General features: G+C 73.5%; 22 protein-coding genes. 3 read left to right on the plus strand and 19 right to left on the minus strand.

Annotated features, from left to right (window positions below; translation table 11 throughout):
* Nucleotides 1-69: 69 nt before the first annotated feature.
* The 9 genes from atpD to O7633_RS13160 form a co-directional block, all read right to left on the minus strand.
* Nucleotides 70-1506: a F0F1 ATP synthase subunit beta gene (gene atpD / locus O7633_RS13120; protein WP_278129044.1), complete on the minus strand. Its 1437-nt coding sequence runs from the start codon at nt 1504-1506 to the stop codon at nt 70-72.
* Nucleotides 1506-2435, minus strand: coding sequence for a F0F1 ATP synthase subunit gamma (locus O7633_RS13125; RefSeq protein WP_282328026.1), 930 nt, complete (start codon nt 2433-2435; stop codon nt 1506-1508). The genes atpD and O7633_RS13125 overlap by 1 nt, the downstream gene beginning before the upstream one ends.
* Nucleotides 2436-2444: 9 nt before the next feature.
* Nucleotides 2445-4085, minus strand: a complete 1641-nt coding sequence (gene atpA / locus O7633_RS13130) for a F0F1 ATP synthase subunit alpha (protein ID WP_178066244.1) — start codon at nt 4083-4085, stop codon at nt 2445-2447.
* A gap of 103 nt (nt 4086-4188) precedes the next feature.
* The gene (locus O7633_RS13135; protein WP_282328027.1) at nt 4189-5010 is read right to left on the minus strand and encodes a F0F1 ATP synthase subunit delta; all 822 of its coding nucleotides are present in this window, start codon (nt 5008-5010) and stop codon (nt 4189-4191) included.
* Nucleotides 5010-5549 carry a F0F1 ATP synthase subunit B gene (locus tag O7633_RS13140; protein ID WP_278129050.1) on the minus strand — a complete coding sequence of 180 codons (540 nt, stop codon included), beginning with the start codon at nt 5547-5549 and terminating at the stop codon, nt 5010-5012. The genes O7633_RS13135 and O7633_RS13140 overlap by 1 nt, the downstream gene beginning before the upstream one ends.
* Before the next feature lie 31 nt (nt 5550-5580).
* The gene (locus O7633_RS13145) at nt 5581-5814 is read right to left on the minus strand and encodes an ATP synthase F0 subunit C (RefSeq protein ID WP_178066246.1); all 234 of its coding nucleotides are present in this window, start codon (nt 5812-5814) and stop codon (nt 5581-5583) included.
* A gap of 67 nt (nt 5815-5881) precedes the next feature.
* Nucleotides 5882-6679, minus strand: coding sequence for a F0F1 ATP synthase subunit A (gene atpB / locus O7633_RS13150; RefSeq protein WP_282328028.1), 798 nt, complete (start codon nt 6677-6679; stop codon nt 5882-5884).
* An 11-nt stretch (nt 6680-6690) separates the two neighbouring features.
* Entirely contained in the window at nt 6691-6927 is a 237-nt protein-coding gene (locus O7633_RS13155) for an AtpZ/AtpI family protein (protein ID WP_074472880.1), read from the minus strand.
* Nucleotides 6928-7108: 181 nt separating this feature from the next.
* Nucleotides 7109-7540 carry a hypothetical protein gene (locus O7633_RS13160; protein WP_282328029.1) on the minus strand — a complete coding sequence of 144 codons (432 nt, stop codon included), beginning with the start codon at nt 7538-7540 and terminating at the stop codon, nt 7109-7111.
* Between the two features lie 78 nt (nt 7541-7618).
* On the opposite strand from O7633_RS13160, the gene O7633_RS13165 reads away from it, so the two are divergent.
* The gene (locus O7633_RS13165) at nt 7619-9118 is read left to right on the plus strand and encodes an SDR family oxidoreductase (RefSeq protein ID WP_282328030.1); all 1500 of its coding nucleotides are present in this window, start codon (nt 7619-7621) and stop codon (nt 9116-9118) included.
* Between the two features lie 21 nt (nt 9119-9139).
* Here O7633_RS13165 and O7633_RS13170 read toward each other — a convergent pair whose 3' ends face one another.
* The 4 genes from O7633_RS13170 to prmC form a co-directional block, all read right to left on the minus strand.
* Nucleotides 9140-11260 carry a transglycosylase domain-containing protein gene (locus O7633_RS13170; protein WP_282328031.1) on the minus strand — a complete coding sequence of 707 codons (2121 nt, stop codon included), beginning with the start codon at nt 11258-11260 and terminating at the stop codon, nt 9140-9142.
* 157 nt (nt 11261-11417) lie between these two features.
* The gene (locus O7633_RS13175; protein WP_278129064.1) at nt 11418-12029 is read right to left on the minus strand and encodes a phosphotyrosine protein phosphatase; all 612 of its coding nucleotides are present in this window, start codon (nt 12027-12029) and stop codon (nt 11418-11420) included.
* On the minus strand, nt 12030-12680 hold the full coding sequence (locus O7633_RS13180) for an L-threonylcarbamoyladenylate synthase (RefSeq protein ID WP_178066251.1): 651 nt from the start codon (nt 12678-12680) through the stop codon (nt 12030-12032).
* Nucleotides 12681-12839: 159 nt separating this feature from the next.
* On the minus strand, nt 12840-13835 hold the full coding sequence (gene prmC, locus O7633_RS13185) for a peptide chain release factor N(5)-glutamine methyltransferase (protein WP_282328032.1): 996 nt from the start codon (nt 13833-13835) through the stop codon (nt 12840-12842).
* A 77-nt stretch (nt 13836-13912) separates the two neighbouring features.
* Between prmC and O7633_RS13190 the strand changes: the two genes are divergently transcribed.
* Complete coding sequence (locus O7633_RS13190; protein WP_074472762.1) at nt 13913-15463, plus strand: GGDEF domain-containing protein; 1551 nt, start codon at nt 13913-13915, stop codon at nt 15461-15463.
* A gap of 73 nt (nt 15464-15536) precedes the next feature.
* Here the strand turns inward: O7633_RS13190 and prfA are convergent, their stop codons facing one another.
* The 4 genes from prfA to thrB form a co-directional block, all read right to left on the minus strand.
* Nucleotides 15537-16625, minus strand: a complete 1089-nt coding sequence (gene prfA, locus O7633_RS13195) for a peptide chain release factor 1 (RefSeq protein WP_074472761.1) — start codon at nt 16623-16625, stop codon at nt 15537-15539.
* Between the two features lie 100 nt (nt 16626-16725).
* Nucleotides 16726-16950, minus strand: a complete 225-nt coding sequence (gene rpmE, locus O7633_RS13200) for a 50S ribosomal protein L31 (RefSeq protein WP_043966028.1) — start codon at nt 16948-16950, stop codon at nt 16726-16728.
* Nucleotides 16951-17311: 361 nt separating this feature from the next.
* On the minus strand, nt 17312-19417 hold the full coding sequence (rho, locus tag O7633_RS13205; protein WP_282328033.1) for a transcription termination factor Rho: 2106 nt from the start codon (nt 19415-19417) through the stop codon (nt 17312-17314).
* A 296-nt stretch (nt 19418-19713) separates the two neighbouring features.
* Nucleotides 19714-20658 (minus strand): homoserine kinase, encoded by a 945-nt coding sequence (thrB, locus tag O7633_RS13210; protein ID WP_282328034.1) that lies wholly within the window; start codon nt 20656-20658, stop codon nt 19714-19716.
* A 121-nt stretch (nt 20659-20779) separates the two neighbouring features.
* Between thrB and O7633_RS13215 the strand changes: the two genes are divergently transcribed.
* Nucleotides 20780-21199 (plus strand): hypothetical protein, encoded by a 420-nt coding sequence (locus tag O7633_RS13215; RefSeq protein WP_282328035.1) that lies wholly within the window; start codon nt 20780-20782, stop codon nt 21197-21199.
* On the opposite strand, the gene O7633_RS13220 is transcribed toward O7633_RS13215, so the two are convergent.
* A complete protein-coding gene (locus tag O7633_RS13220; RefSeq protein ID WP_282328036.1) occupies nt 21115-22359 on the minus strand; it encodes an MFS transporter in 1245 nt (414 codons plus the stop codon). The genes O7633_RS13215 and O7633_RS13220 overlap by 85 nt on opposite strands.
* A gap of 11 nt (nt 22360-22370) precedes the next feature.
* Nucleotides 22371-23192: a polysaccharide deacetylase family protein gene (locus tag O7633_RS13225; RefSeq protein WP_282328037.1), complete on the minus strand. Its 822-nt coding sequence runs from the start codon at nt 23190-23192 to the stop codon at nt 22371-22373.
* Nucleotides 23193-23266: the final 74 nt, after the last annotated feature.

Below are 23266 nucleotides of genomic sequence, written 5' to 3' on the forward strand. Positions count from 1 at the left end.
TAGGGCCTGTAGATGAACGAGGGCCGCCCCGGATGTTTCCGGGACGGCCCTCGACGGTGTGACGTGCGTCTAGCTCTTCATCAGCTCCGCGGCCTTGCGCTCCAGGTCCTCCAGGCCACCGCACATGAAGAAGGCCTGCTCGGGGAAGTGGTCGTACTCACCCTCGCTGATCTTCTTGAACGCCTCGATGGTCTCGGCGATCGGGACCGTCGAGCCCGGCACGCCGGTGAACTGCTCGGCGGCGTAGGTGTTCTGCGACAGGAAGCGCTCGATGCGCCGCGCGCGCTGCACGGTGATCTTGTCTTCCTCGGAGAGCTCCTCGATGCCGAGGATGGCGATGATGTCCTGCAGGTCCTTGTACTTCTGCAGGATCCGCTTGACCTCGGTGGCCACCGCGAAGTGCTCGGCGCCGACGAACTCCGGGGCGAGGATCCGGGACGAGGACGCCAGCGGGTCCACGGCCGGGTAGATGCCCTTGTCGGAGATCGACCGCTCCAGGTTGGTGGTCGCGTCGAGGTGGGCGAACGTGGTGGCCGGGGCGGGGTCGGTGTAGTCGTCCGCCGGCACGTAGATCGCCTGGAGCGAGGTGATGGCCTGGCCCCGGACGGAGGTGATCCGCTCCTGGAGCTCGCCCATCTCGTCGGCCAGGGTCGGCTGGTAACCCACGGCGCTCGGCATCCGGCCGAGCAGGGTGGACACCTCGGAACCGGCCTGGGTGAAGCGGAAGATGTTGTCGATGAAGAGCAGCACCTCCTGCTTCTTCACGTCGCGGAAGTACTCCGCCATGGTCAGCGCGGACAGGGCGACGCGCAGCCGGGTGCCCGGCGGCTCGTCCATCTGGCCGTAGACCAGCGCGGTCTTGTCGATGACGCCGGACTCGGTCATCTCGGCGATGAGGTCGTTGCCCTCACGGGTGCGCTCACCCACGCCGGCGAAGACCGACGTGCCACCGAAGTTCCGCGCCACGCGGGTGATCATCTCCTGGATGAGCACCGTCTTGCCCACGCCCGCGCCGCCGAACAGGCCGATCTTGCCGCCCTTGACGTACGGGGCGAGCAGGTCGATGACCTTGATGCCGGTCTCCAGCATCTCGGTCTTCGGCTCCAGGTCCGCGAAGGCCGGGGCCTTGCGGTGGATGCCCCAGTGGTCGTCGGGGCTGAGCGTCTCGCCCTCGGTGAGGTTGAGGCACTCGCCGATGGCGTTGAACACGTGGCCCTTGACGGTGTCGCCCACCGGCACGGTGATCGGCGAGCCGGTGTCGCGCACCTCGGCGCCGCGCACCAGGCCGTCGGTCGGCTGCATCGAGATGGCGCGGATCAGGTTGTCGCCCAGGTGCTGGGCGACCTCCAGGGTCAGCGTCTTCTCGCCGCCGGAGAGGCTCACCTGGACGTTCAGGGCGTTGAACAGGGTCGGCATGGCGTCGCGCGGGAACTCGGCGTCGACGACCGGGCCGATGACCCGGACCACCCGACCGGTGGCCGTCTTGGTCTCTACTGGGGCAGTCATCACACTTCACTTCCCGACGCGGCGAGCGCGTTCGCGCCGCCGACGATCTCGCTGATCTCCTGGGTGATCCCGGCCTGGCGGGCCGAGTTCATCTCACGCGTGTACTTCTCGATCATCTCTTCGGCGTTGTCGGTGGCGCTCTTCATCGCCCGCCGACGCGACGCCGACTCGCTCGCCGCCGACTCCAGCAACGCCGCGTAGATCCGCGTGTTGATGTACTTCGGCAGGAGCGCGTCGAGCAGCGCCTCCGCCTCCGGCTCGAACTCGTACGCCGGGAGCAGGCCCTCGGACTTGGGCCGGTCGTCGACCTGCATCGGGCCGATGACCTTCGTGACCGGGGTCTGGGTCATCAGGGAGTGGAACTCGGTGTAGACGATGTGCAGCTCGTCGACCCCGAGCACCCCGTCCGGCCCGGCGGAGCCGTCGGTGTCGTCCGCGCCGGCGGTGAACGCCTTGATCAGCGTCTCACCGACCTCGCGGGCGTCGGCGAACGTCGGCTGCTCCGAGAAGCCCGTCCAGTTCGCCTCGATCGGCCGGTCGCGGAACCGGTAGAACCCGACGCCCTTGCGCCCGATGACGTAGAGCACGGGCTCCTTGCCCTCGGCGCGCAGCCGGGCGATCAGCGACTCCGCCGTCTTGATCGCGTTGGAGCTGTAACCGCCGGCCAGGCCCCGGTCGGCGGTCACCAGCAGGACGCCCGCCCGCCGCACCCGCTCGCGCGGGGTGAGCAGCGGGTGGTCGATCCGGGCGTTGGACGCCAGCGCGGTGAGCACGCCGGTGATGGCCTGGGCGTACGGCAGGGACGCCTCCACCCGGGCCTGGGCCTTGGCGATCCGGCTCGTCGCCACGAGCTCCATCGCCTTGGTGATCTTCTTCATCCCCTTCGCCGAGCGGATCCGTTGACGAAGAACGCGTACCTGGGCCGCCATGAGTCAGCCCTACTGCTTCTCGGCGTTGTCGCGGTAGCGGGTCACCGTCTCGCGGTCCACGTCACCCTCCAGCGGGGCGGCCGGGGCCTCGTTGATCCGGGGCTCGTCCTCCTTGCCCAGGAACGTCTGCTTGAAGCTCACGATGGCCTGGTCGAGGGAGGAGATCACCTCGTCGTCCCACTTGTTGTCGGCGATCGCCGCGAGGGTGCCCTCGTGCTTGTGCCGCAGGTACTGGAGGAACTCGGACTCGAACCGGCGGACCTCGCCGACGGGGATGTCGTCGAGCTTGCCCTCGGTGCCGGCCCAGACGGAGACGACCTGCTCCTGCACCGGGAACGGCGAGTAGTTCGGCTGCTTGAGCAGCTCGACCAGGCGGGAACCGCGCTCCAGCTGGGCGCGGGAGGCCTTGTCCAGGTCGGAGGCGAAGGCGGCGAACGCCTCCAGCTCACGGAACTGGGCGAGGTTGAGCCGCAGCGAGCCGGCGACCTTCTTCATCGGCTTCACCTGGGCGGCGCCGCCGACCCGGGAGACCGAGGTGCCGACGTTGATGGCCGGCCGGACGCCCTGGTTGAACAGGTCCGTCTCCAGGAAGATCTGGCCGTCGGTGATGGAGATGACGTTGGTCGGGATGAAGGCCGAGATGTCGTTGGCCTTCGTCTCGATGATCGGCAGGCCGGTCATCGAGCCGCCGCCCAGCTCGTCGGAGAGCTTCGCGCAGCGCTCCAGCAGCCGGGAGTGCAGGTAGAAGACGTCACCCGGGTACGCCTCGCGGCCCGGCGGGCGGCGCAGCAGCAGCGACACGGCGCGGTACGCCTCGGCCTGCTTGCTCAGGTCGTCGAAGACGATGAGGACGTGCTTGCCGCCGTACATCCAGTGCTGCCCGATGGACGAGCCGGTGTAGGGCGCGAGGTACTTGAAGCCGGCCGGGTCGGACGCCGGGGAGGCCACGATGGTGGTGTATTCCATCGCGCCCGCCTCCTCCAGGATGCCCTTGATCGAGGCGATCGTGGAGGCCTTCTGGCCGATGGCGACGTAGATGCAGCGGACCTGCTTCTTCGGGTCGCCGGAGCGCCAGTTGTCCCGCTGGTTGAGGATGGTGTCCAGGGCGACCGTGGTCTTGCCGGTCTTGCGGTCACCGATGATCAGCTGCCGCTGGCCCCGGCCGATCGGGGTCATGGCGTCGACCGCCTTGATACCGGTCTGCAGCGGCTCGTCGACGGACTGCCGGGCCATCACGTTCGGGGCCTGGAGCTCCAGCTCGCGGAAGCCCTCGTTGGCGATGTCGCCGAGGCCGTCGATCGGCTGGCCGAGCGCGTTGACCACGCGGCCGAGGAAGGCGTCGCCGACCGGCACCGAGAGCACCCGGCCGGTGCGCTTGACGCGCTGGCCCTCTTCGAGCTTGGCGGAGTCACCGAGAACGACGACGCCGATCTCCCGGACGTCGAGGTTCAGCGCCACGCCGAGCGTGCCGTCCTCGAACTCCAGGAGCTCGTTGGTCATGGTCGAGGGCAGGCCCTCGACGTGGGCGATGCCGTCGCCGGTGTCGGCGACGGTGCCGACCTCCTCGCGGGAGACGTCGGGCGAGTAGGAGGAGACGTAGCGCTCCAGGGCGCCGCGGATCTCCTCCGTCGAGATGGTCAGCTCGGCCATCCTCTGCTTCCTTAAGTATCAGGGGCCCGGGGATACCTAGTACCGACCGGTCCGAATGGCGTCTGTCAATCCAGGCGTTCGCGGTGTGCCAGCGGGACGCCGGTCAGCGCTTCGCGAGCGCGTTGCGGGTCTCGTTGAGGCGGCGCAGGACGGTGCCGTCGTACAGGTCGGACCCGACCCGGACGCTGACGCCGCCGAGGACCGAGGGGTCGACCGTCTGCTTGACGGAGACCTCCCGACCGTACATCGCGGAGAGGCGGGCACCGAGCCGGCGCTCGTCCTCGTCGCTCAACGGGGCCGCCACGGTCACGTACGCGACCTGCCGGTCCCGCCGGTCGGCGGTCAGCTCGACCAGCCGGGTCAGCGAGCCGGTGAAGGAGCGCCCGCCGAACCCGTTCAGCGCCACCTCGACGAGGCGGACGGTGACCGGGCGGGCCTTGCCGGCGAGCAGCTCGCGGGCCAGCTCGGCCCGTCGCTCGGCCGGGGCGACCGGGTCGGACAGCGCCGCCGACAGCGCGGGCTGGCCGGCGACCACCTGGCCGAAGCGGAACAGCTCGTCCTCGACCTCGCCCAGGTCGCCGGCCGCGTCGGCGCTGGCCAGCAGCGCCTCCACGCCGAGGCGCTCGACACCGTCGAGCAGCTCCGACGGCGCCGACCACCGGCCGGAGACCAGCCCGGTGAGCAGGTCGAGCGCGTCCGCGCCGACCTTGCCCCGGAGCATCTCCCCCAGCAGCCCGGCGCGGTCCGCGCCCGGCCGGGCCGGGTCGGACAGCGCCCGGCGCAGCCGCGGCTCGCGCCGCAGCAGGCCGGCGACGGCGAGCAGGTCGTCGGCGGTGGCGGCCACCGCCGACGGCTCCGCACCCCGCGCGTACGCCGCCAGGCGCTCGGTCGCGGCCTGGTACGACTCCCGGCTGGCGGCCTGCATCAGCGGGCCCCCGCGCTCTCGAGGTCGCTGAGGAAGCGGTCGACGGTGCCCTTGCGGCGGGCCTCGTCGGCCAGCGACTCACCGACGATCTTGCTGGCCAGGTCGACCGCGATCGTGCCGACCTCCGTGCGCAGCTCGCGCACGATGGTGGCCCGCTCGGCGGCGAGCTGCTCCTTGCCGGCGGCGATGATGCGGTCGGACTCCTCCCGCGCCTTGGCGAGGATGTCCTGCCGGATGCCCTCCGCGTCGGCCCGGGCGTCGTCCCGGATCTTCGCGGCGTCGGTGCGCGCCTCGGCGAGCTGCGCGCGGTATTGCTCAAGGAGCTGGTTGGCCTCGGCCTGGGCGGCCTCGGCACGCTTGATGCCACCCTCGATCGCGTCGACCCGGGCCTGGAACGTCTGCTCCATGCGCGGGAAGACGAACTTCATCAGCACGATGCAGAGCAGGATGAAGGCGACGCCACCGACCACGATCTCCTGCCAGATCGGGATGATCGGGTTGTGCGTCGACTCACCACCCTCTGCGGCGAGCAGGTACATGGGAGACCTCCCGGTCAAAGGGGGGCGGGGATTAGAGCTGGCCCTGCCAGATGAAGCCGAAGGCGATGCCGAGCAGCGCGAGCGCCTCGATGACGGCGAAGCCGATCCAGACGTACGGCAGGGTCATCCGGGACGACTCCGGCTGCCGGGCGGTCGACTGGATGTAGGCGGCGAAGACCAGGCCGACACCGATGCCCGGGCCGATGGCCGCGAGACCGTAGCCGATGGCGGCGGTGCTGCCCTCTACCGCGGCGATGAAGTCCATTAGTGGGTTCCTCCTGGTTATCACGCGTGACTCTCACGCGGGACGACAACGGGTGGTACGAGGTTGATCAGTGCTCGTCGGCGAGCGCGCCCTGCACGTAGCTGGCGGTGAGCACCGTGAAGACGTAGGCCTGCAGGCAGATGACCAGGAACTCGAGGAAGGTGAGCGCGATGGTCATCACCCACGAGAGCACCGAGACCGGGGCCAGCCAGGCGTTGGCGCTGAGCATCGCGAACCCGCCGAGCGTGAAGACCAGCAGGAGCATGTGGCCGGCGAACATGTTCGCGAAGAGACGGACGGCCAGCGAGAACGGCCGGACCAGGAAGGTCGAGAAGAACTCGATCGGGATCAGCAGCGGCAGGATGTACCACGGCGCCGGCGGGATCAGGGAGTTCTTGACGAACTTGCCGAAACCGTGGTGCCGGATGCCCACCCAGATGAACATCACGTAGCTGATCACGGCGAGGAAGGCCGGGAAGGCGATGTGCGAGTTCGGCGAGATCTGGAACAGCGGCACGATCGCGAAGAAGTTCGTCAGCAGGATGAAGCAGAACAGCGTCGTGAAGTACGGCGCGAACCGCACCCCCGCGTGCCCGATCATGTCGACGGCGATGTTGTTGCGCACGAAGCCGTAGATGGACTCGGCGAGCCACTGCTTCTTCGTCGGCACGAGCTGCGGCTTCCGGTAGGAGGCCAGGAAGAAGATGATCAGGACGCCGACGGCGATCCAGACCATGGCCGTGATCTTGGTGAACCAGTAGGAGTCGTGCGCACCCCAGGGCAGGATGCTGGGCAGGTAGAAGTCCTCCACGCTGGGTGGGAATGCCGCCTGGCCCGCTGCCAGGACGTTCGCCTGTCCGAACACCGCGTCCCTTCCTAAGTAGGCGTGCCGAGTCGGCGGACGACCAGGATGATCCCCCCGGCCATGCCGAGCACGACGCCGATCCCGGTGGCGATGCCGCCGGTGTCGAGCCACTGGTCGACCAGCCAGCCGATGAAACCCCAGACGAGCATGCCCCCGATGAGGTACGAGAGCGCGGTCCAACCCTGGCCGGCACCGGTCGGAATGTCGTCCGGGCCGCCGCTGGGTCGGGGGTTTTGGTCACCAGCCATGACGGGGCGAACGATATCAGTCGGAGAAACGAGGCTGTGCCTCACCCCCCGCACAACCGTGGTTGTGTGGGCGTCGGGCGGGCGCGTCGTCTGTGGGCACGCTACTCCCCTTGCGCCACCGAATGAACGACCGGTGTCGGACACAATCGCGCGTCGTACCGAAACGTGGGACGCTGGAACCTCAGCCCCTGCTCCGGCGCGCGTGCACCGTGCTGATCCACCAGATGTGCGCGCCGGTCCAGACGACCACGCCGACGGCGATGCCCAGGCAGAGCGGGACCACGCCCGCCCAGCCCGTCGAGGCGACCGCCACCATCACGCCACCCAGGAGGGTGAACTTCGCGACGTACAGGCCCACCCCGAACGGCAGCACGAGCTGCGGGTTACGCGCGTCCGCCCAGGCCAGGACCACGGTGGTGAGGACGTAGCTGGCCACCGTGACCGCGACACCGGCCGCCACGCCGAGCGCCGCGTCGGCCCCGCCGAGGACGCCGCCGGCCGCCGCGCCCAGCGCCGCCACCGCGGCCGAGACGGCCAGCAGCACCGGCAGGTGGCGCAGCCGCCAACCCCGGTCGTCGGCCGCCGGCTCCGCGGCCACCCCGGGCTCAGCCACGGGGGTGCTCCGGCCCCCGGAAGGTGCTCCTCGCGTTCTCCACAGCGAACGAGTCTACGGAGCCGCACACTGGAGGCCGTGAGATGCCTCGTCACCGGCGCGACCGGGTACATCGGCGGGCGGCTCGCGCCCCTGCTGCTCGCCGAGGGGCACCAGGTGCGCTGCCTGGCCCGGCACGCCGGTCGGCTGCGCGACGTGCCGTGGGCCGCGCGGGCCGAGATCGCCGAGGGCGACCTGCGCCGGCCGGAGACCCTGCCGGCCGCGTTCGCGGACGTGGACGTCGCCTACTACCTGGTGCACTCGCTGGGGCAGGCCGGCTTCGAGGCCGCCGACCGGGAGGCGGCGGTCGCCTTCGCCGACGCGGCGCGCGCCGCGGGCGTACGCCGGATCGTCTACCTCGGCGGCCCCGAGCCGAAAGCCGACGACGGGCTCCCGTCGGCGCACCTGCGGTCCCGGGCCGAGGTCGGCCGGATCCTGCTCGACAGCGGGGTGCCCACGGTGGTGCTCCGGGCGGCGGTGATCATCGGGTCCGGCTCGGCGTCGTTCGAGATGCTGCGCCACCTCACCGAGCGGCTGCCCGCCATGGTCACCCCGCGCTGGGTGCGCAACCGGATCCAACCGATCGCCGTGCGGGACGTGCTGCACTACCTGGTCGGCTGCGCCACGCTGCCGCCGCACGTCGACCGGGCGTTCGACATCGGCGGACCCGACGTGCTCACCTTCGGCGACATGATGCAGCGCTACGCCCGGGTGGCCGGGCTGCGCCGGCGGATCATCCTGCCGGTCCGGCCGCTGACCCCGTCGCTGTCGTCGCACTGGGTCGGCCTGATCACCCCCGTGCCCAACGCGATCGCCCGGCCGCTGGTCGAGAGCCTGGTCCACGAGGCGGTCGCCCACGAGCACGACATCGCGGCGTACGTCCCGGACCCGCCCGGCGGGCTGACCGGCTTCGACCGGGCGGTCGAGCTGGCGCTCACCCGGGTCCGCGACGCGCAGGTGGAGACCCGCTGGTCCACCGCGAGCGGGCCGGACGCCCCGGCCGAGCCGCTGCCCAGCGACCCGAAGTGGTCCGGCGGCACGGCCTACACCGACGTGCGGGAACGCGCCGTGCACGCCCCGGCCGACGCGCTGTGGCGGGTGATCGAGGGCGTCGGCGGCGAGCACGGCTGGTACTCGTTCCCGCTCGCCTGGGCGGTGCGTGGCTGGCTGGACCGGCTGGTCGGCGGGGTGGGGCTGCGCCGGGGCCGGCGCGACCCGCACCGGCTGCGGGTCGGCGAGGCGCTGGACTTCTGGCGGGTCGAGGAGATCGTCCCGGGCGAGCTGCTGCGGCTGCGCGCCGAGATGCGGCTGCCCGGCCGGGCCTGGCTGGAGATGCGCGCCGAGCCGGCCGGCGACGGCGTCAGCCGGTACGTCCAGCGGGCGGTCTTCCTGCCGAGGGGTCTGCCCGGGCACGCGTACTGGGGCGCGGTGTTGCCCTTCCACGCGATCGTCTTCGGCGGCATGGCGAGGAACATCGCCCGGGGCGCGGAAGCCCTCCCGTCGGCGGCCGACGACCCTTCGCGCGCCCTGCGGAGCTGACCGCTGGGCGGTGGCGGGCGGTCAGTTGCCGGCGCGAGGGGCCGTGGCGTGTCGGGCCACCGACTCGCTCGGCGGGACGAAGTCACGCACCGGCTGGCCCTGGAGGGTGTCGTAGAGGATGCGCCCCACCACGTCGACCAGTTGGGCCTGGACCGCCCGGCCGACCGCGTCGCGGGGATCGTCCGGGTTCGCGGCGATCGAGGCGACGGCGAGCTGCGGCGTGAACGCGACGACGGTCTCCGTGCCGTTCCCCTCCGAGCTGCCGGTCTTGCCGGCCACCGGCCGCCCCAGCCGGGCGCGCAGGTCCGGGGCGGTGCCGCCGGCGCAGCCGCCGTACATCGACTGGTCGCCGACCGGGCACCGGGCCGCGTCGGCCGCGCCCCGGGCCACGTCCGTGTCGAGCACCTGCCGGCAGTCCGGGCGTCCGGCGGCGACCTCCCGTCCGGCGGCGTCGAGGATCCGCACCACCGGCGTGGGCGCGCACCACATCCCCTCGGCGGCCACCGCCGCGTACGCCCCGGCGAGGTCGAGCGGGGTGGTCGCGGCGACGCCCAGCGTGAACGGGCCCCAGTCCCGCGCGCCGTAGCGGGCCATCCTGGCGTCGGGCTCGGCGCGCAGCCGGATGCCGAGCCGTTCGGCCATCTCCACCACCCGGTCCGCGCCGACCCGCTCGGTGAGCCAGGCGAAGTAGGTGTTCACCGACCGGCCGAACGCGTCCCACATGGTCCGGTAGCCGTCCATCCCGAGCGGGTCGGCGTTGACCGGGCACCAGCGGCCCCGGCAGTCGGCGGTGCCGCCGGTCACCGGGAAGCGGGTGACGATGCGGGACGGCGCGTCGAACAGGGTGTCCAGCGGCAGGCCCGCCTCCAGCGCCGCGAGCACCGCGAAGATCTTGAACGTCGACCCGGCCTGGTACCCGTTGATCGCGCCGCCCCCGGCGACGAGCTGGTTGACCGTGTTCGGGCGGTTGCGCCAGCCCTGCGGGTTCTCCTCGACGCTGTAGTTGCGGTTCACCGCGAGGGCGAGCACCCGGCCGGTGCCGGGCTGCACCACGGCGGTCGGCGCGACGCGGGGGTCGTCGACGGCGTAGACGTCGCGCACCTGCTCGGTGGCGGTCCGCTGCACCGCCGGGTCGAGCGAGGTGACGATCCGGAAGCCGCCCCGGCGCAGGGTGCGCTGCCGCTCGTCGGCGGTGGCGCCGAACGCCGGCTGCTCGCCCCACCAGCGGGTGAACCAGTCGCAGAAGAAGCCCCAGTCGTTGTGCTCCTGCGGGACGGCCGTGCAGTCGTTCGGCGTGGCGCTGGGCTTCAGCTTGAGCGGCTCGGCCTTCGCCGCCGCGGCCGCCTCGGGCGCGACCTGGCCGGTCTCGACCATCCGGTCCAGCACGTACGCCCGGCGGGCCAACGCCGCGTCGGCGTCGCCGTTGATCGGGTCGTCGGTGTCCGGCGAGCGGACCAGGCCGGCCAGCAGGGCCGACTCGGCCAGGGTGAGCTTCGCCGGTGTCTTCGAGAAGTAGCGTTTGCTGGCGGCGCCCACCCCGTAGGCGCCGGCGCCGAAGTAGGCGATGTTGAGGTAGCCGGCGAGGATCTGGTCCTTGCTGAGCTCGCGCTCCAGCGCCAGGGCGTACCGCATCTCCTTGACCTTGCGGGTGAGGGTGACCTCGGTGGCCTTGGCCCGCTGCTCCTCGGTGAGGGCGGGGTCGCCGGCCAGCACGTTGCGCACGTACTGCATGGTCAGGGTCGACGCGCCCTGCCGGGGCGCGCCGTCGCGCCGGTTGGCGGTGAACGCCCGGACGACGCCACGCGGGTCCACGCCCTTGTGCTCGTAGAAGCGCACGTCCTCGGCGGCGACGACGGCCTGGCGCATCGCCGGCGCCACCTGGGCCAGCGGCACGTCGACCCGGTCCTCGGTGTAGAAGGACGTGATCAGGGTGCGGCCGTCGTCGGCGTAGAGGGTGGACCGTTGCGCCGTGGGCGGCGTGAGCAGCGACGCCGGCAGCTCCGACCACGGCTCGGTGATGCCCCGGATGCCGATCCCGAAGACCAGGGCGGCCGGCAGCGCCGCCACGGCGAGCGCCAACCCGGCGAGCACGCCGGCCAGCACGATGGTCATGAGCTTGTGGAGACGACGGGCCCGGATCATCAGCTCTCCCCGCAGGAGCCGGTCAGGTACGGACCCGTTCAGAATGACCCGGACGGCGGCTGACCCCGCCGCTTTTCCCCAAAGGGGTACGAAATTCGCGAGAAAGACACGCGACGCGACGTGCCCCGCCCCCGCCGCGCCAGCGGAAGGAACCGGCTCAGGGCAGCAGTGCGGCGGCCAGCGGGTGAACGGTCTCCTCGATCTCGTCGGCGACCCGGCTGAAGCACTGGTCGCCGCGCCCCCACGGGTCGTCGAGGTCGTCGGTGTGCAGCGGGGCCGCGCCCTCCCGGGCGGCGTGCACGGCGGCGACCAGGGCCACCCCCCGGGCGTACACGGCGTCGCCGGTGGCGTCGGCCGGAGGCAGCCCGGCGGCGTCCACGGCCGCCAGCAGCCGGCCGAACTCGCCGAGCACGAACGTGCGGGACGCGGCGTCGGGGCGCAGCGCCACCACGTACTCCTGCTGGTCTGCGGTGGCGGTGAGCACCAGGTCGGCCGCGTCGATGAGGTCGGAGCGCAGCTTGCGGGCGGCGAAGCCGGCCACGTCGCCGCCCCGGGCGGCCAGCTGACGGGCGGCCGGCGGGTTCATCTCCTCGCCCGCGTGCCACCCCCCGGTGCCGGCGCTGTGGCTGTGCAGCAGCGCGTCGGCGTCGGCCGGGTCGACGCCCCGCCGCGCCAGCCGCTCGCGGACGGCCAGCGCCAGCAGCCGCTCCGCCATCGGCGAGCGGCAGATGTTCCCCATGCAGACGTGCAGGACGGTGAACGGCGGCACTCAGCCCACCCGGCTCTCGACGAGGTCCGGCACGACGTCGCGCAGCTGCTCGACCGGGATCGCCCCGGCGCGCACCAGCGTCGGCGTCTCGCCGGTGAGGTCGACGATGGTGCTCGGCACCGGGTCGGGGCACGCCCCCGCCTCCAGGTAGGCCCGCACCGTGTAGCCGAGCTGTTCCCGGGCCGCCTCGGCGGTCACCGCAGCCGGCTGGCCCACCTTGTTGGCCGACGCCACCGCCATCGGCCCGGTCTCCCGCAGCACCTCCAGGGCCACCGGGTGCAGCGGCATCCGCACCGCGACCGTGCCGCTGCCCGTCTCGTCGCCGAGGTCCCACGACAGGCTCGGCGAGTGCTCCACGATGATCGTGAGCGCGCCCGGCCAGAACGCCTCGACCAGGTCGCGGGCCGACCGGGGCAGCGTGAAGACCAGGCCGTCGAGGGTGTGCCGGGACCCGATCAGCACCGGGGGCGCCTGCCGGGTGCCGCCCTTGGCGTCCGAGAGCGCCCGCACCGCGTACGGGGTGAAGGCGTCCGCGCCGATCCCGTAGACCGTGTCCGTCGGCAGGACGACCAGCTCGCCGTTCTTGACGGCCTCGATGGCAGCGGCGATGCCGCGGTCCCGGTCGGCGAGCGACCGACAGTCGTAGAGCATCACGAGAAGTCAGTCTGCCACGCCCCGGCCCGGTCGGCGTCGTCGGCGTGAACGGGTCCCACAGGTCCGGATGCGACCGCCTCCGCGAGGCGCGGCGGGCGGCCGGCAACCGGCGGCGCGCGGCAACCGAGGGGCGGGCCGGCAACCGGCGGCGCGCGGTCAGCGGGCGGCGGCCGGCAGCCGGCGGCGGGCGGTGGCGAACCGGGGCCGGCCGGCCAGGTCCCGGTGCTCCTCGACCGCCTCGTACCGGCCGTCGGCGGCCAGCAGCGCGGGCACCGCCGCGCCGTGCGTGTCGTCGTGCTCGACGCCGAGCACCCCGCCGGGGCGGAGCAGCAGCGCGGCCCGGGCCAGCACCGGCCGGATCACGTCCAACCCGTCCGCCCCGCCGAAGACCGCCTCGTCCGGGTCGTGCGCCGCCACCTCCGGGGGCACCTCGACCGCCCTCGGCACGTACGGCGGGTTGCACAGCAGCACGTCCACCCGCCCCTCCAGGCCGCCCAGCAGGCCCGGGTCGGTGACGTCGGCGGCCACCACCTCCACCGGGCGGTCCCCGGCGGCGGCCCGGTCGGCCGCGTTGCGCCGCAGCCACGCCAGCGCCGCCGGGGACCGCTCCACGGCCACCACCCGGGCGGCGGGCGTCTCCTGGGCCACGGCGAGGGCGATCGCCCCCGACCCGCTGCACAGGTCGACGACCAGCGGGCTCCCGGCGGCCAGCGGCGCCGCGCCGGCCACCGACCCGCCCGGGGCCGACGAGCCGCCCGGGACCGACGGCCCTCCGCCGCCGGACCGGAGCCGGGCCTGGTCGACGCCCCAGCCGGCGAGCAGCTCCGTCTCCGGGCGGGGCACGAAGACGCCGGGGCCGACCGCCAGCTCCAGGTGCCGGAAGGCGGCCGTGCCGGTGAGGTGCTGGAGGGGCTCGCGGGTGGCCCGCCTGGCGACCAGGTCGTCGTACCGGTCGAGCTGGTCGGGGGCGAGGCCGTCGGCCAGCGCCAGCCGCCCCCGGGGCACGCCCAGCACGTGCGCGGCGAGCAGCTCGGCCTCGGCGCGGGGGGCATCGATCCCCGCCGCGGCGAGGACGCGGGCGGCGCGGGCCACCGCCACCGTGGGCCTGAGGCGTTCTGACCCTTCGGACGGGTGTTGCGGACGGGAGGTCACGACATAATCATGAAGCGTCGCGGGCCCGCGCCACGAGTTGGTGCCTCCGTGTGCACACACCGACAGGGAGGTCGCGGGTGGGATGGCTCAACCGGGTCAACGACCAGGTTGACGTCCTGACACGGGCACGCGCCCTGCAGGAGGTGAGTCGCTCCGCCGAGTCCTGCCTCCTGCTCGACGGCGTGATCCGCAGCACGGACGACCAGTACGCCCGGGCCGACGCGCTCGTGCAGCGCCTCTCCGCGTTGATCAATCTCGGCCGCACCGCCGAATACACCCGGGCCATCGAGGAGGCGTCCGCCGCCGTACGGGACCTCGCCGAGCCCTACCTGCACGGGCACCTCAACGCGCTGGCCGCGCTCGCCGCCCACCATCAGGGGGCGCTCGACCGGTGCGTCACCCACCTGGTGAAGGCGGCCCGGGCGCTGGGCGCGGTCGAGGACCCGGACCGGGACACCGCCTGGGGTTGGCACGACCTGGCGATGGCCTACTCCTACCTCAGCTTCCACGGGTACGCGCTCGGCGCGATCGAGCGCGCCCGCCAGCTCGGGCTGGCCGCCGGCATCCCCGAGGAGACGTTCGCCGCGCCCGGCATCCGGCTGCGCAACGCGGTCGCCCTCGACCACAACGGCGACAGCGACGGCTGCCTGCGGGTGCTGCGGGACGTCGCCGCCGACCTGGGCCGGTTCCTGCGCGGCGGGCGCGCCGAGGAGCTGCGCCCGAGCAGCCTGGCCGCGTACGGCTACGCCGCCGCCCGACGGGCCGCCCTCGGCGACCGGGTGGAGACCGCCGCCGACGCCGACCCGAACCGGCTGCTCGGCCACGGCGCGGACAGCGCCCGCGCCCGGGACATGCGCCAGCTCGGCCAGGTCTGCCTGGCCATCGCGGCCGGCAACCCGATCGAGGCGATCACCCGACTCGACACCGCCCGGGTCTCCAACGAGACCCTCGGCGCGGCGGAGCCGGCCCGGCTGCGCAGCATCGCGTACGCCCGGGCGGGCGACCACGCGGCGGCCCACCGGGCCGACCGGCACGCGTTCCGCCTCGCCGCGCAGCGCAACGACCGGCTGCGGGACGTCTACATCGACGGCATCGCCGCCCGGATCGACCACGAGGAGATGCGGCGGGAGGCGGCCCGGTTCGAGGGCGAGGCGCTCACCGACCCGCTGACCGGCCTGCCCAACCGCCGCCGGCTGGAGCGCTACATCGCGGCCGTCGTGGCCGGCGGGGAGCGGGTGGTGATCGGGGTGTGCGACCTCGACGGCTTCAAGGCGGTCAACACCCGCCACGGCCACCACTCCGGCGACCTGGTCCTCCAGCGCATCGCCGGGGTGATCAACCGGGTCATGCGCCGGGGCGACTTCGTGGCCCGCTACGGCGGCGACGAGTTCGTGGTGGTGTTGTCCGGCGCGGGCATGGCCGAGGCGGCCGACGTGGCCCGCCGGATCGAGGCGGCGGTGCGCACGGAGGACTGGGAGGCGCTGGTGCCGGGCACCCCGGTCGGGGTGACCATCGGCTTCGCCGAGGTCGAGGCCAACGGCCCGGGCCTGCGCGGGGCGATCGGCGCGGCGTTCGAGACCGCCGACCGGGAGATGCTCGCCGCGAAGAACCGGCTGCGCGCCGGCTGATCCCCGGTCCGGGCCGCCCCGCACCGGCGGCACGGTCCGGGGCCGCGAGCGGCGGCAGCCCCGCCGGCACGCCTCAGCGGCGGGTCAGCTCCGGGTCGCCGGCCAGCCGCGCCGCGCGGTCCGCGTCGGCCAGGGCGTCCAGCACGCCGTCCAGCTCGCCGGCGAGGGCCAGGTCGAGGTTGTACGCCGTGTAGCCGATCCGGTGGTCGGTGATCCGGTTCTGCGGGAAGTTGTACGTGCGGATGCGCTCCGAGCGGTCCACGGTGCGCACCTGGGCCTTGCGGGCGTCCGAGGCGGCGGCGTCGGCCTGCTCCTGGGCGGCGGCCAGCAGCCGCGCCCGCAGGATGCGCATCGCCTGCTCCCGGTTCTGCAGCTGCGACTTCTCGTTCTGGCAGGAGACGACGATCCCCGTCGGCACGTGGGTGATCCGCACCGCCGAGTCGGTGGTGTTGACCGACTGCCCGCCCGGGCCCGACGAGCGGAACACGTCGATCCGCAGGTCGTTGGCGTCGATGGTGACGTCGACGTCCTCCGCCTCGGGCAGCACCAGCACCCCGGCGGCGCTGGTGTGGATGCGCCCCTGCGACTCGGTGACGGGTACGCGCTGCACCCGGTGCACGCCGCCCTCCCACTTGAGCCGCGACCACACCCCGTTGCCGCCCTCCGGGACGCCCTTGGTCTTGATCGCCAGCGAGACGTCCTTGACCCCGCCCAGGTCGGAGTCCTGCGCGTCGATGACCTCGGTGAGCCAGCCACGGCGCTCGGCGTACCGGGTGTACATCCGCAGCAGGTCCCCGGCGAACAGGGCGGACTCCTCGCCGCCCTCGCCGGCCTTGATCTCGACGATCACGTCCTTGGCGTCGTGCGGGTCGCGCGGGATCAGCAGCTCGGCGAGGCGCTCCTCCAGGGCGGGCAGCCCGGCGGCGATCGACTCCGCCTCGCCGGCGAAGGACGGGTCCTCGGCGGCCAGCTCCCGGGCGGCGGCCAGGTCGGCACGGGCCTGCTCCAGCTCGCCGGCCGCCTTGTGCAGGGGCGACAGCTCGGCGTAGCGGCGGCCCACCCGGCGGGCGACGCCCTGGTCCGCGTGGATCGCCGGGTCCGCAAGGCGCTTCTCCAGCTCGGCGTACTCGTCGAGGAGGGCCGCCAGCCGCTCGCTGCTCATGCTCGGGTGCTCCTTCGACGACGACGTACCGGACGGAGGCGGGCAATACGGACAGCGCCCGCGCCCGGCGGGAAGCCGGACGCGGGCGCCGAACGTGGAGCTACTTGGCCTTCTTGGCCTGAACCTTGGCGTACTTCTGCTGGAACTTGGCGACCCGGCCGGCCGTGTCGAGAACGCGCTGCTTACCGGTGTAGAACGGGTGGCAGGCGCTGCAGGTCTCGACGTGGATGGAACCGCCCTTGGCGGTGCTGCGGGTCGTGAAGGTGCTGCCGCAGGAGCAGGTGACCTCGGTGGTCGTGTACTCCGGGTGGATGTTGGGCTTCATGTCGCCTCGGTCCTCTCGCTTGGTGGTCGCCGGGTCGCCCGTGCGGCCCCGACACGTGCGTCGGGATCGGGCGTGAACCGGAACCGGTGGCCGATTGACCAGTGTGCCATGGGCGTGAGCCGGCCCCTCGCGCGGGCCGCACAGCAGGTCCGGCTTCGTCAACGTGCCGGTCCCCTCCCGCATTCCCCGGGTGCAAGGAAGGGCACCTTCTTAACGCATCCGGTAGAGAAGGGTCCCCTTCTCACCACCCGGGCCAGGGGCGCGGGGCGCGCGGAGGGGGCACGCGACGCACGGGGCGCACACCGCGCGGAAGGGCACGGCCGTGAGCGGCCGTGCCCTTCCGCGCGTACTGCCTACCGGATCACTCGCCCGGTGTGGACTTCGCGATCTGCATCAGGAACTCGATGTTGGTGCGGGACTGCTTGAGCCGGTCCAGCAGAAGGTCGAGCGCCGCCTGCGAGTCCAGCGAGTGCAGCACCTTGCGGAGCTTGTGGATGATGGCCAGCTCCTCCGGCGCGAGCAGGATCTCCTCCTTGCGCGTGCCCGAGGCGCTGACGTCCACGGCCGGGAAGGTGCGCTTGTCGGCGATCTTCCGGTCGAGCTTCAGCTCCGCGTTGCCGGTGCCCTTGAACTCCTCGAAGATGACCGTGTCCGCCATGGAACCGGTCTCCACCAGCGCGGTGGCGAGGATGGTCAGCGAGCCGCCGTTCTCGATGTTGCGGGCCGCACCCAGGAAGCGCTTCGGCGGGTAGAGCGCGGTGGAGTCGATACCACCCGACATGATCCGGCCGGAGGCCGGCGCCGCCAGGTTGTACGACCGACCGAGCCGGGTCACCGAGTCGAGCAGCACGACCACGTCGTGTCCCAGCTCGACCAGTCGCTTCGCCCGCTCGATCGCCAGCTCCGCCACCGTCGTGTGGTCCTGCGGCGGGCGGTCGAACGTGGCCGCGATGACCTCGCCCTTCACCGACCGCTGCATGTCGGTGACCTCTTCGGGCCGCTCGTCCACCAGCACCACCATCAGGTGGCACTCCGGGTTGTTGTGCGTGATGGCGTTCGCGATCGCCTGGAGCACCATCGTCTTGCCCGCCTTCGGCGGCGAGACGATCAGCGCCCGCTGGCCCTTGCCGAGCGGCATGACCAGGTCGATCACCCGCGTCGTCAGGATGTGCGGCTCCGTCTCCAGCCGCAGCCGCTCCTGCGGGTAGAGCGGGGTGAGCTTGTAGAACTCCGGCCGCCGCCGGGCCTCCTCCGGCTCCATCCCGTTGATCGTGTCGAGCCGCACCAGCGGGTTGTACTTGTCCCGCCGCTGCTCGCCGTCCCGGGCCGCCCGCACCGCGCCGGTGATCGCGTCGCCCCGGCGCAGGCCGTACTTCTTGATCTGGGACATCGAGACGTAGACGTCGTTCGGGCCGGCCAGGTAGCCGGTGGTCCGGACGAAGGCGTAGTTGTCGAGCACGTCGATGATGCCGGCGACCGGGACGAGCACGTCGTCCTCGCTCACCTGCGGCTCGCGCCCGCCGCCACCGCCACCGGCGGCGCCGTCGCCCTCGCCGCGCTCGCCCCGGCCCCGGCGGCGGTCGCGGAAGCGGCTGCGCCGGCCCCGCCGGCCGCCGCCCTCGTCGTCGTCGTCGCCGTTGTCCCGCTCGGCGCGCTGACCCCGGTCGTTGCGGTCGTTGCGGTCGCCACGGTCGGTCCGCTCGTTGCGGTCGGCCCGCTCGTTGCGGTCGCCGCGCTCGGCCCGCTCGCCACGGTCGTTGCGGTCACGCTCGGCCCGCTCGGACCGGTCGCCCCGCTCGTTGCGGTCCCCGCCGCGGTCGGTGCGGTCGGTGCGCTCGGCCCGGTCACCGCGCTCGGCCCGGTCACCGCGCTCGGCCCGCTCGCCGCGGTCGGCCCGCTCGCCGCGCTCGGTCCGCTCGACCCGCTCGCCGCGCTCGGCCTGGTCCCGGCTGCCCCGCTCCCGACGCCCCTCGACCCGCTCGGCGGGCTCGGCGACAACGGTGGCGGCGGCCGGCGGCTCCTCGACCCGGGGCTCCGCCGGCCGGGTCTCGGCCTCGGTGGGCCGGGACTCGGCCGCCGAGACGGCCCGGCTGCGCCGGGTCCGGGTCCGGCCCTCCGCCGGGGCGGCGGTCGGCTCGGCCGGGGCCCGCTCGGCGCCCGACGGGGCCTGGGTGACCTCGGCGCGCACCTCCTCGCGGGTCGGAGCGGCGGCGGCCGTGGCCTCGGCCCGTGGACGAGGGGTCCCGGCGGCGGCGCCGCCCTGCCGCTCGGAGATCGCGCTGATCAGCTCGCCCTTGCGCATGCGAGCCGTGCCGGAGATGCCGAGCGACGCGGCAAGGCTCTGGAGCTCCGGCAGGAGCATCGCCGACAGCCCGGTGCCGCTACGCCGACGACGGGTGGGGGCAGCCGCGGTGGCATCGCCAGCGACGTTGGAAACATCCGACGTCACGTCGGTGGTGTCGCTCAATGGATTCCTTCCCTCGATAGGCCGGGACTGCCCGGAGTCGACAAGCAGGTGGCCGGGCGGCCTCGGTGCACCCGCCTCGCATGACGCGTCGCGGGAGACTGTGACACAGCAGCCGGTCGGTTTCCCCGACTCACCAACCTCGGTGAGCAGGTCTCGCCGTCTGCGGCGACCTGCGGAAACTGCGGTGCGGCGTGGGCCTTAGGCAGGGGTGACGGGCTGACCGCCGATAGCTTCGGGGGTGCGCCGACCCGCAGGAGGATCGCATGCTTCGCGGCTGTGCTAAGTCTAGAGCGTAATCAACTCTTCCGACCTGCGGCAACAGGGTCCCGCTCGGCGTGTTCAAGTGTACCCCGCGCGACACGCGCTCCGCGGCTGTCTATACCCAACGACCAGACCTGCCAACCGGCCCCGGGCGCGAAATGTTCCGCGGGCTCGGTGAGCGCCAGCACGGTGGGCCCGGCCCCACTGACCACCGCCGCCACACCGGCCGCACGCAGCGCTGACACCAGCGCAGACGAGCCCGGCATGCCGGCGGCGCGGTAGTCCTGGTGCAGCCGGTCGACCGTGGCGGGCAGCAGCAGCGCCGGCTCGGCGGTCAGGGCGTGCACCAGCAGCGCCGCCCGGCCGGCGTTGAGCGCGGCGTCGCCGTGCGGGACCGCCGCCGGCAACGCGGCCCGGGCCACGGCGGTCAGCCCGCGCTCGGCGGGCACGAAGACGATCGGGCGCACCCCCTCGGCCACGGCCAGCGAGACCGCCCGGGCGCCGGTCGGCTCCGTCCAGGCGATCGTGAAGCCGCCGAGCAGGCAGGGCGCGACGTTGTCGGGGTGCCCCTCGATCTCGGCCGCCAGCCGCAGCGCGCCCGCGTCGTCCAACCGGGTCGCGCCGTCGACGACCAGGGACCGGGCCAGTTGCACGCCGGCCACGATGGCGGCCGACGAGGAGCCCAGCCCACGGGCCTGCGGGATCCGGTTGACGCACTCCACCGCGAGGCCCGGCGGCTGCGCGCCCAACGCGTCGAAGGTGGCCCGCATGGCCTGGACGACCAGGTGCGACTCGTCGGCGGGCAGCTCGCCCGCGCCCTGCCCGGACACCGTGACCCGGACGCCGTCGGGCACCACCTCGGCGGCCACGTCGTCGTGCAGGCCGAGCGCCAGCCCCAGCGCGTCGTACCCCGGCCCGAGGTTGGCGCTGGTGGCGGGGACCCGGACCTTCACCGGCCCGGACACGAATGTCGTCGGCACGACGCTCATGCTAGGCCGCCGCACCGGCCCGGCACCGGCCCCGCGGCGTCCCGCCCGGCCCGTGGGACGTGACGCCCCTCGCTAGCCTGACGGCCGACAGGTCCGCAGGGAGGGGAACGGCGTGGAATTCCTGGGGTACGCGGCCGTGCAGACGGCCACCCGACTGCCCACCGTGCTGGTGCTGGTGACCGGGCTGGTCCTGGCCGCCGTGAGCCGCCACCGCCTGCGGGGCCCCTCGCGGGCCCTGCTGCTGGCCGGCGTGATTGTCCTGCTGGTCACCGCCCTGCTCAACATCGCCTGGCTGGTCGCCCTGCCCCAGCTCTACTCCTCCGCGTGGTCGTCGCTGCCCGCCGGCACGGTCGCCCGCTACAGCGCGGCGGTCGGGGTGGTCTTCGCCCTGCTGCACCCCATCGGGCTGGGTCTGGTGATCGCCGGGGCGCTGACCGGGCGCGCCCCTCACGCCGCCCCCGTCGCAGTGGCCTCGGCGACCGGGTCGGTCAGCGACAGCCGCCGGGTGGCGACCCGCCAGCCGAGCGCGTAGACCAGGGTGACCAGGCCGCAGCCGGCCAGCACCACCCGCTCGTCGACCAGGTCCACCACCCCGGCCACCACCAGCTGGCTCACCGAGATCGCCAGGGTGGCCAGCATCATGTCGGTGGCGAAGACGCGCCCGCGCAGCCGGTCCGGCACCTCGCCCTGGAGGGCGAAGTTCGACATCACCCAGTTGCTCCCGCCGGCGAAGTGCGCGACGAACACCAGCGCCAGCACCAGCGGGAACCAGTTCACCACCGCCGTGCCCAGGTAGGCCAGGCCGTACAGCGACATCGACAGCGCGAGGCCGGGGAGCAGCCAGGCGCGGTTCGTCAGCACCCGGCGCATCAGGAGCGGCCCGACCAGCACGCCCGCGCCGCGTACCGCGAAGAGCAGGCCGACGCCGATCGCGCTCACCCCGTAGACGCCGGCGAGCAGCGGGAAGACGGTCAGCACCCCGTTGCCGAGCCCGACCGCCGACTTCACCGTGACCAGGCCGAGCACCCGGGGCCGGTGCCCGATGTAGCCGAGGGCCTCCCGGATCGCCGCCCAGGTGCGCTGTGCGGGCAGGGCGGCGTCGCGGGGGGCCTGCAACGGGCGGCGGATCAGCCCGGCGAGGCCCGCCGCCAGCGCCAGGCCGCCGGCGGCCACCCAGAAGCAGACGTACGGCCCGGCGGCGGCACTGAGCACGCCGCCCAGCGACGCGCCGACGACGGTCATGGTGCCCCAGGCCGAGCCGGCGATCGCGTTGCCGGCGGCCAGGTCCTGCGGGTCGAGGACGTTGGGCAGGGCGGCCTGGGCGGCCGGCGAGTAGAACGCCTTCGCCACCGCCACCACGGCGATCGCCACCATCGCCAGCCACGCCGTGCCCGCGCCCCGGACGCCCAGCAGCAGGAGCACGCCGAGCAGCGCGGCGACGTTGGCCGCCATCATGATCTTCTTGCGGTCGAACCGGTCCGCGATCGTCCCCGTGTACGGCAGCAGCAGCGCCACCACGCCGGTGTCCAGGGCGAGCACGAGGGCGCCCCAGACCCCGCTGCCGGTCAGCTTCGGCAGCAGGACGAGCAGCGGCACCATGACGAACCAGTCCGCGCCGAAGACCACCAGTTCGGCCAGGAAGAGGTTGCGGAAGCTGCGGTTGCGGACCAGGACCGAGAGGGTGGGAGACACGTACGGGAAGCCTACCCGCCGGGCTGCGGCGCGCCCGCCTGCCGCAGCAGCTCGGAGACGGTGACGAAGGTGAAGCCCCGGCCCCGCAGGCCCGTGATCATGTCGGGCAGGCCGCGCAGGGCGACCAGCCGGCGGGCGTCCCCGACGTCGTGCGCGAGCAGGATCATGCCCGGTCGCACCCCGGCGACGACCCGCCGGGCGTGCCCGGCCGGGTCGTCCGGGAACCGTGCCTCGGCCATCTGGAACGACCAGAGCACGAGCCGGTAGTCCAGCCGGGCGGCGGCGTGCAGCACCGCGCCGCCGAGGTGCCCGTACGGGGGACGCAGCAGCCGGGGGGCGACCCCGACGGCCTCGGCGATCGCGTCGTGCGCCCGGCTCAGGTCGTCGTGGACCTCGTCGGCGTCGTGCCGGGCGAGGTCGTGGTGCGCCCAGCTGTGGTTGCCCACCTCGTGCCGGCCGAGCCGGCCGCGCAGCAGGTCCGCGTGCTGCCGGACGCGCTGCCCGACCAGGAAGAACGTGGCCGGCACGGCATACCGCTCCAGGGTGTCGAGCACCATCGGGGTCCACTGTGGGCGGGGACCGTCGTCGAAGGTGAGCGCCACCAGCCGCTGACCGGTGCGGGCGCCCCAGACGACCGACACCTCGCCGTCGCCGACCTGCTGCGCGTCGCCGCCCACGGTGGCGCTGGCCGGGCCGCCGGCCAGGGGCAGCCGCCGGTCGGCGATCCAGGTGGACTGGGTCGTGACGCCGGCCCCGACGAGCGCGCCCCCGGCGAGCAGCCCGGCCCGGCGCAACACCGTCCGCCGCCCCCACCGGCCCGCGCCGTCCGCCATGCCCGCTCCCGCGCGACAGCAGGTCACCCGCCGCGACCCGACACCGTCAGTATGCGACCTCCGACGCAGCGCAA

Source organism: Micromonospora sp. WMMD712 (genome assembly GCF_029581295.1).
In the GTDB taxonomy this organism is placed as follows: Bacteria; Actinomycetota; Actinomycetes; order Mycobacteriales; family Micromonosporaceae; genus Micromonospora; species Micromonospora carbonacea.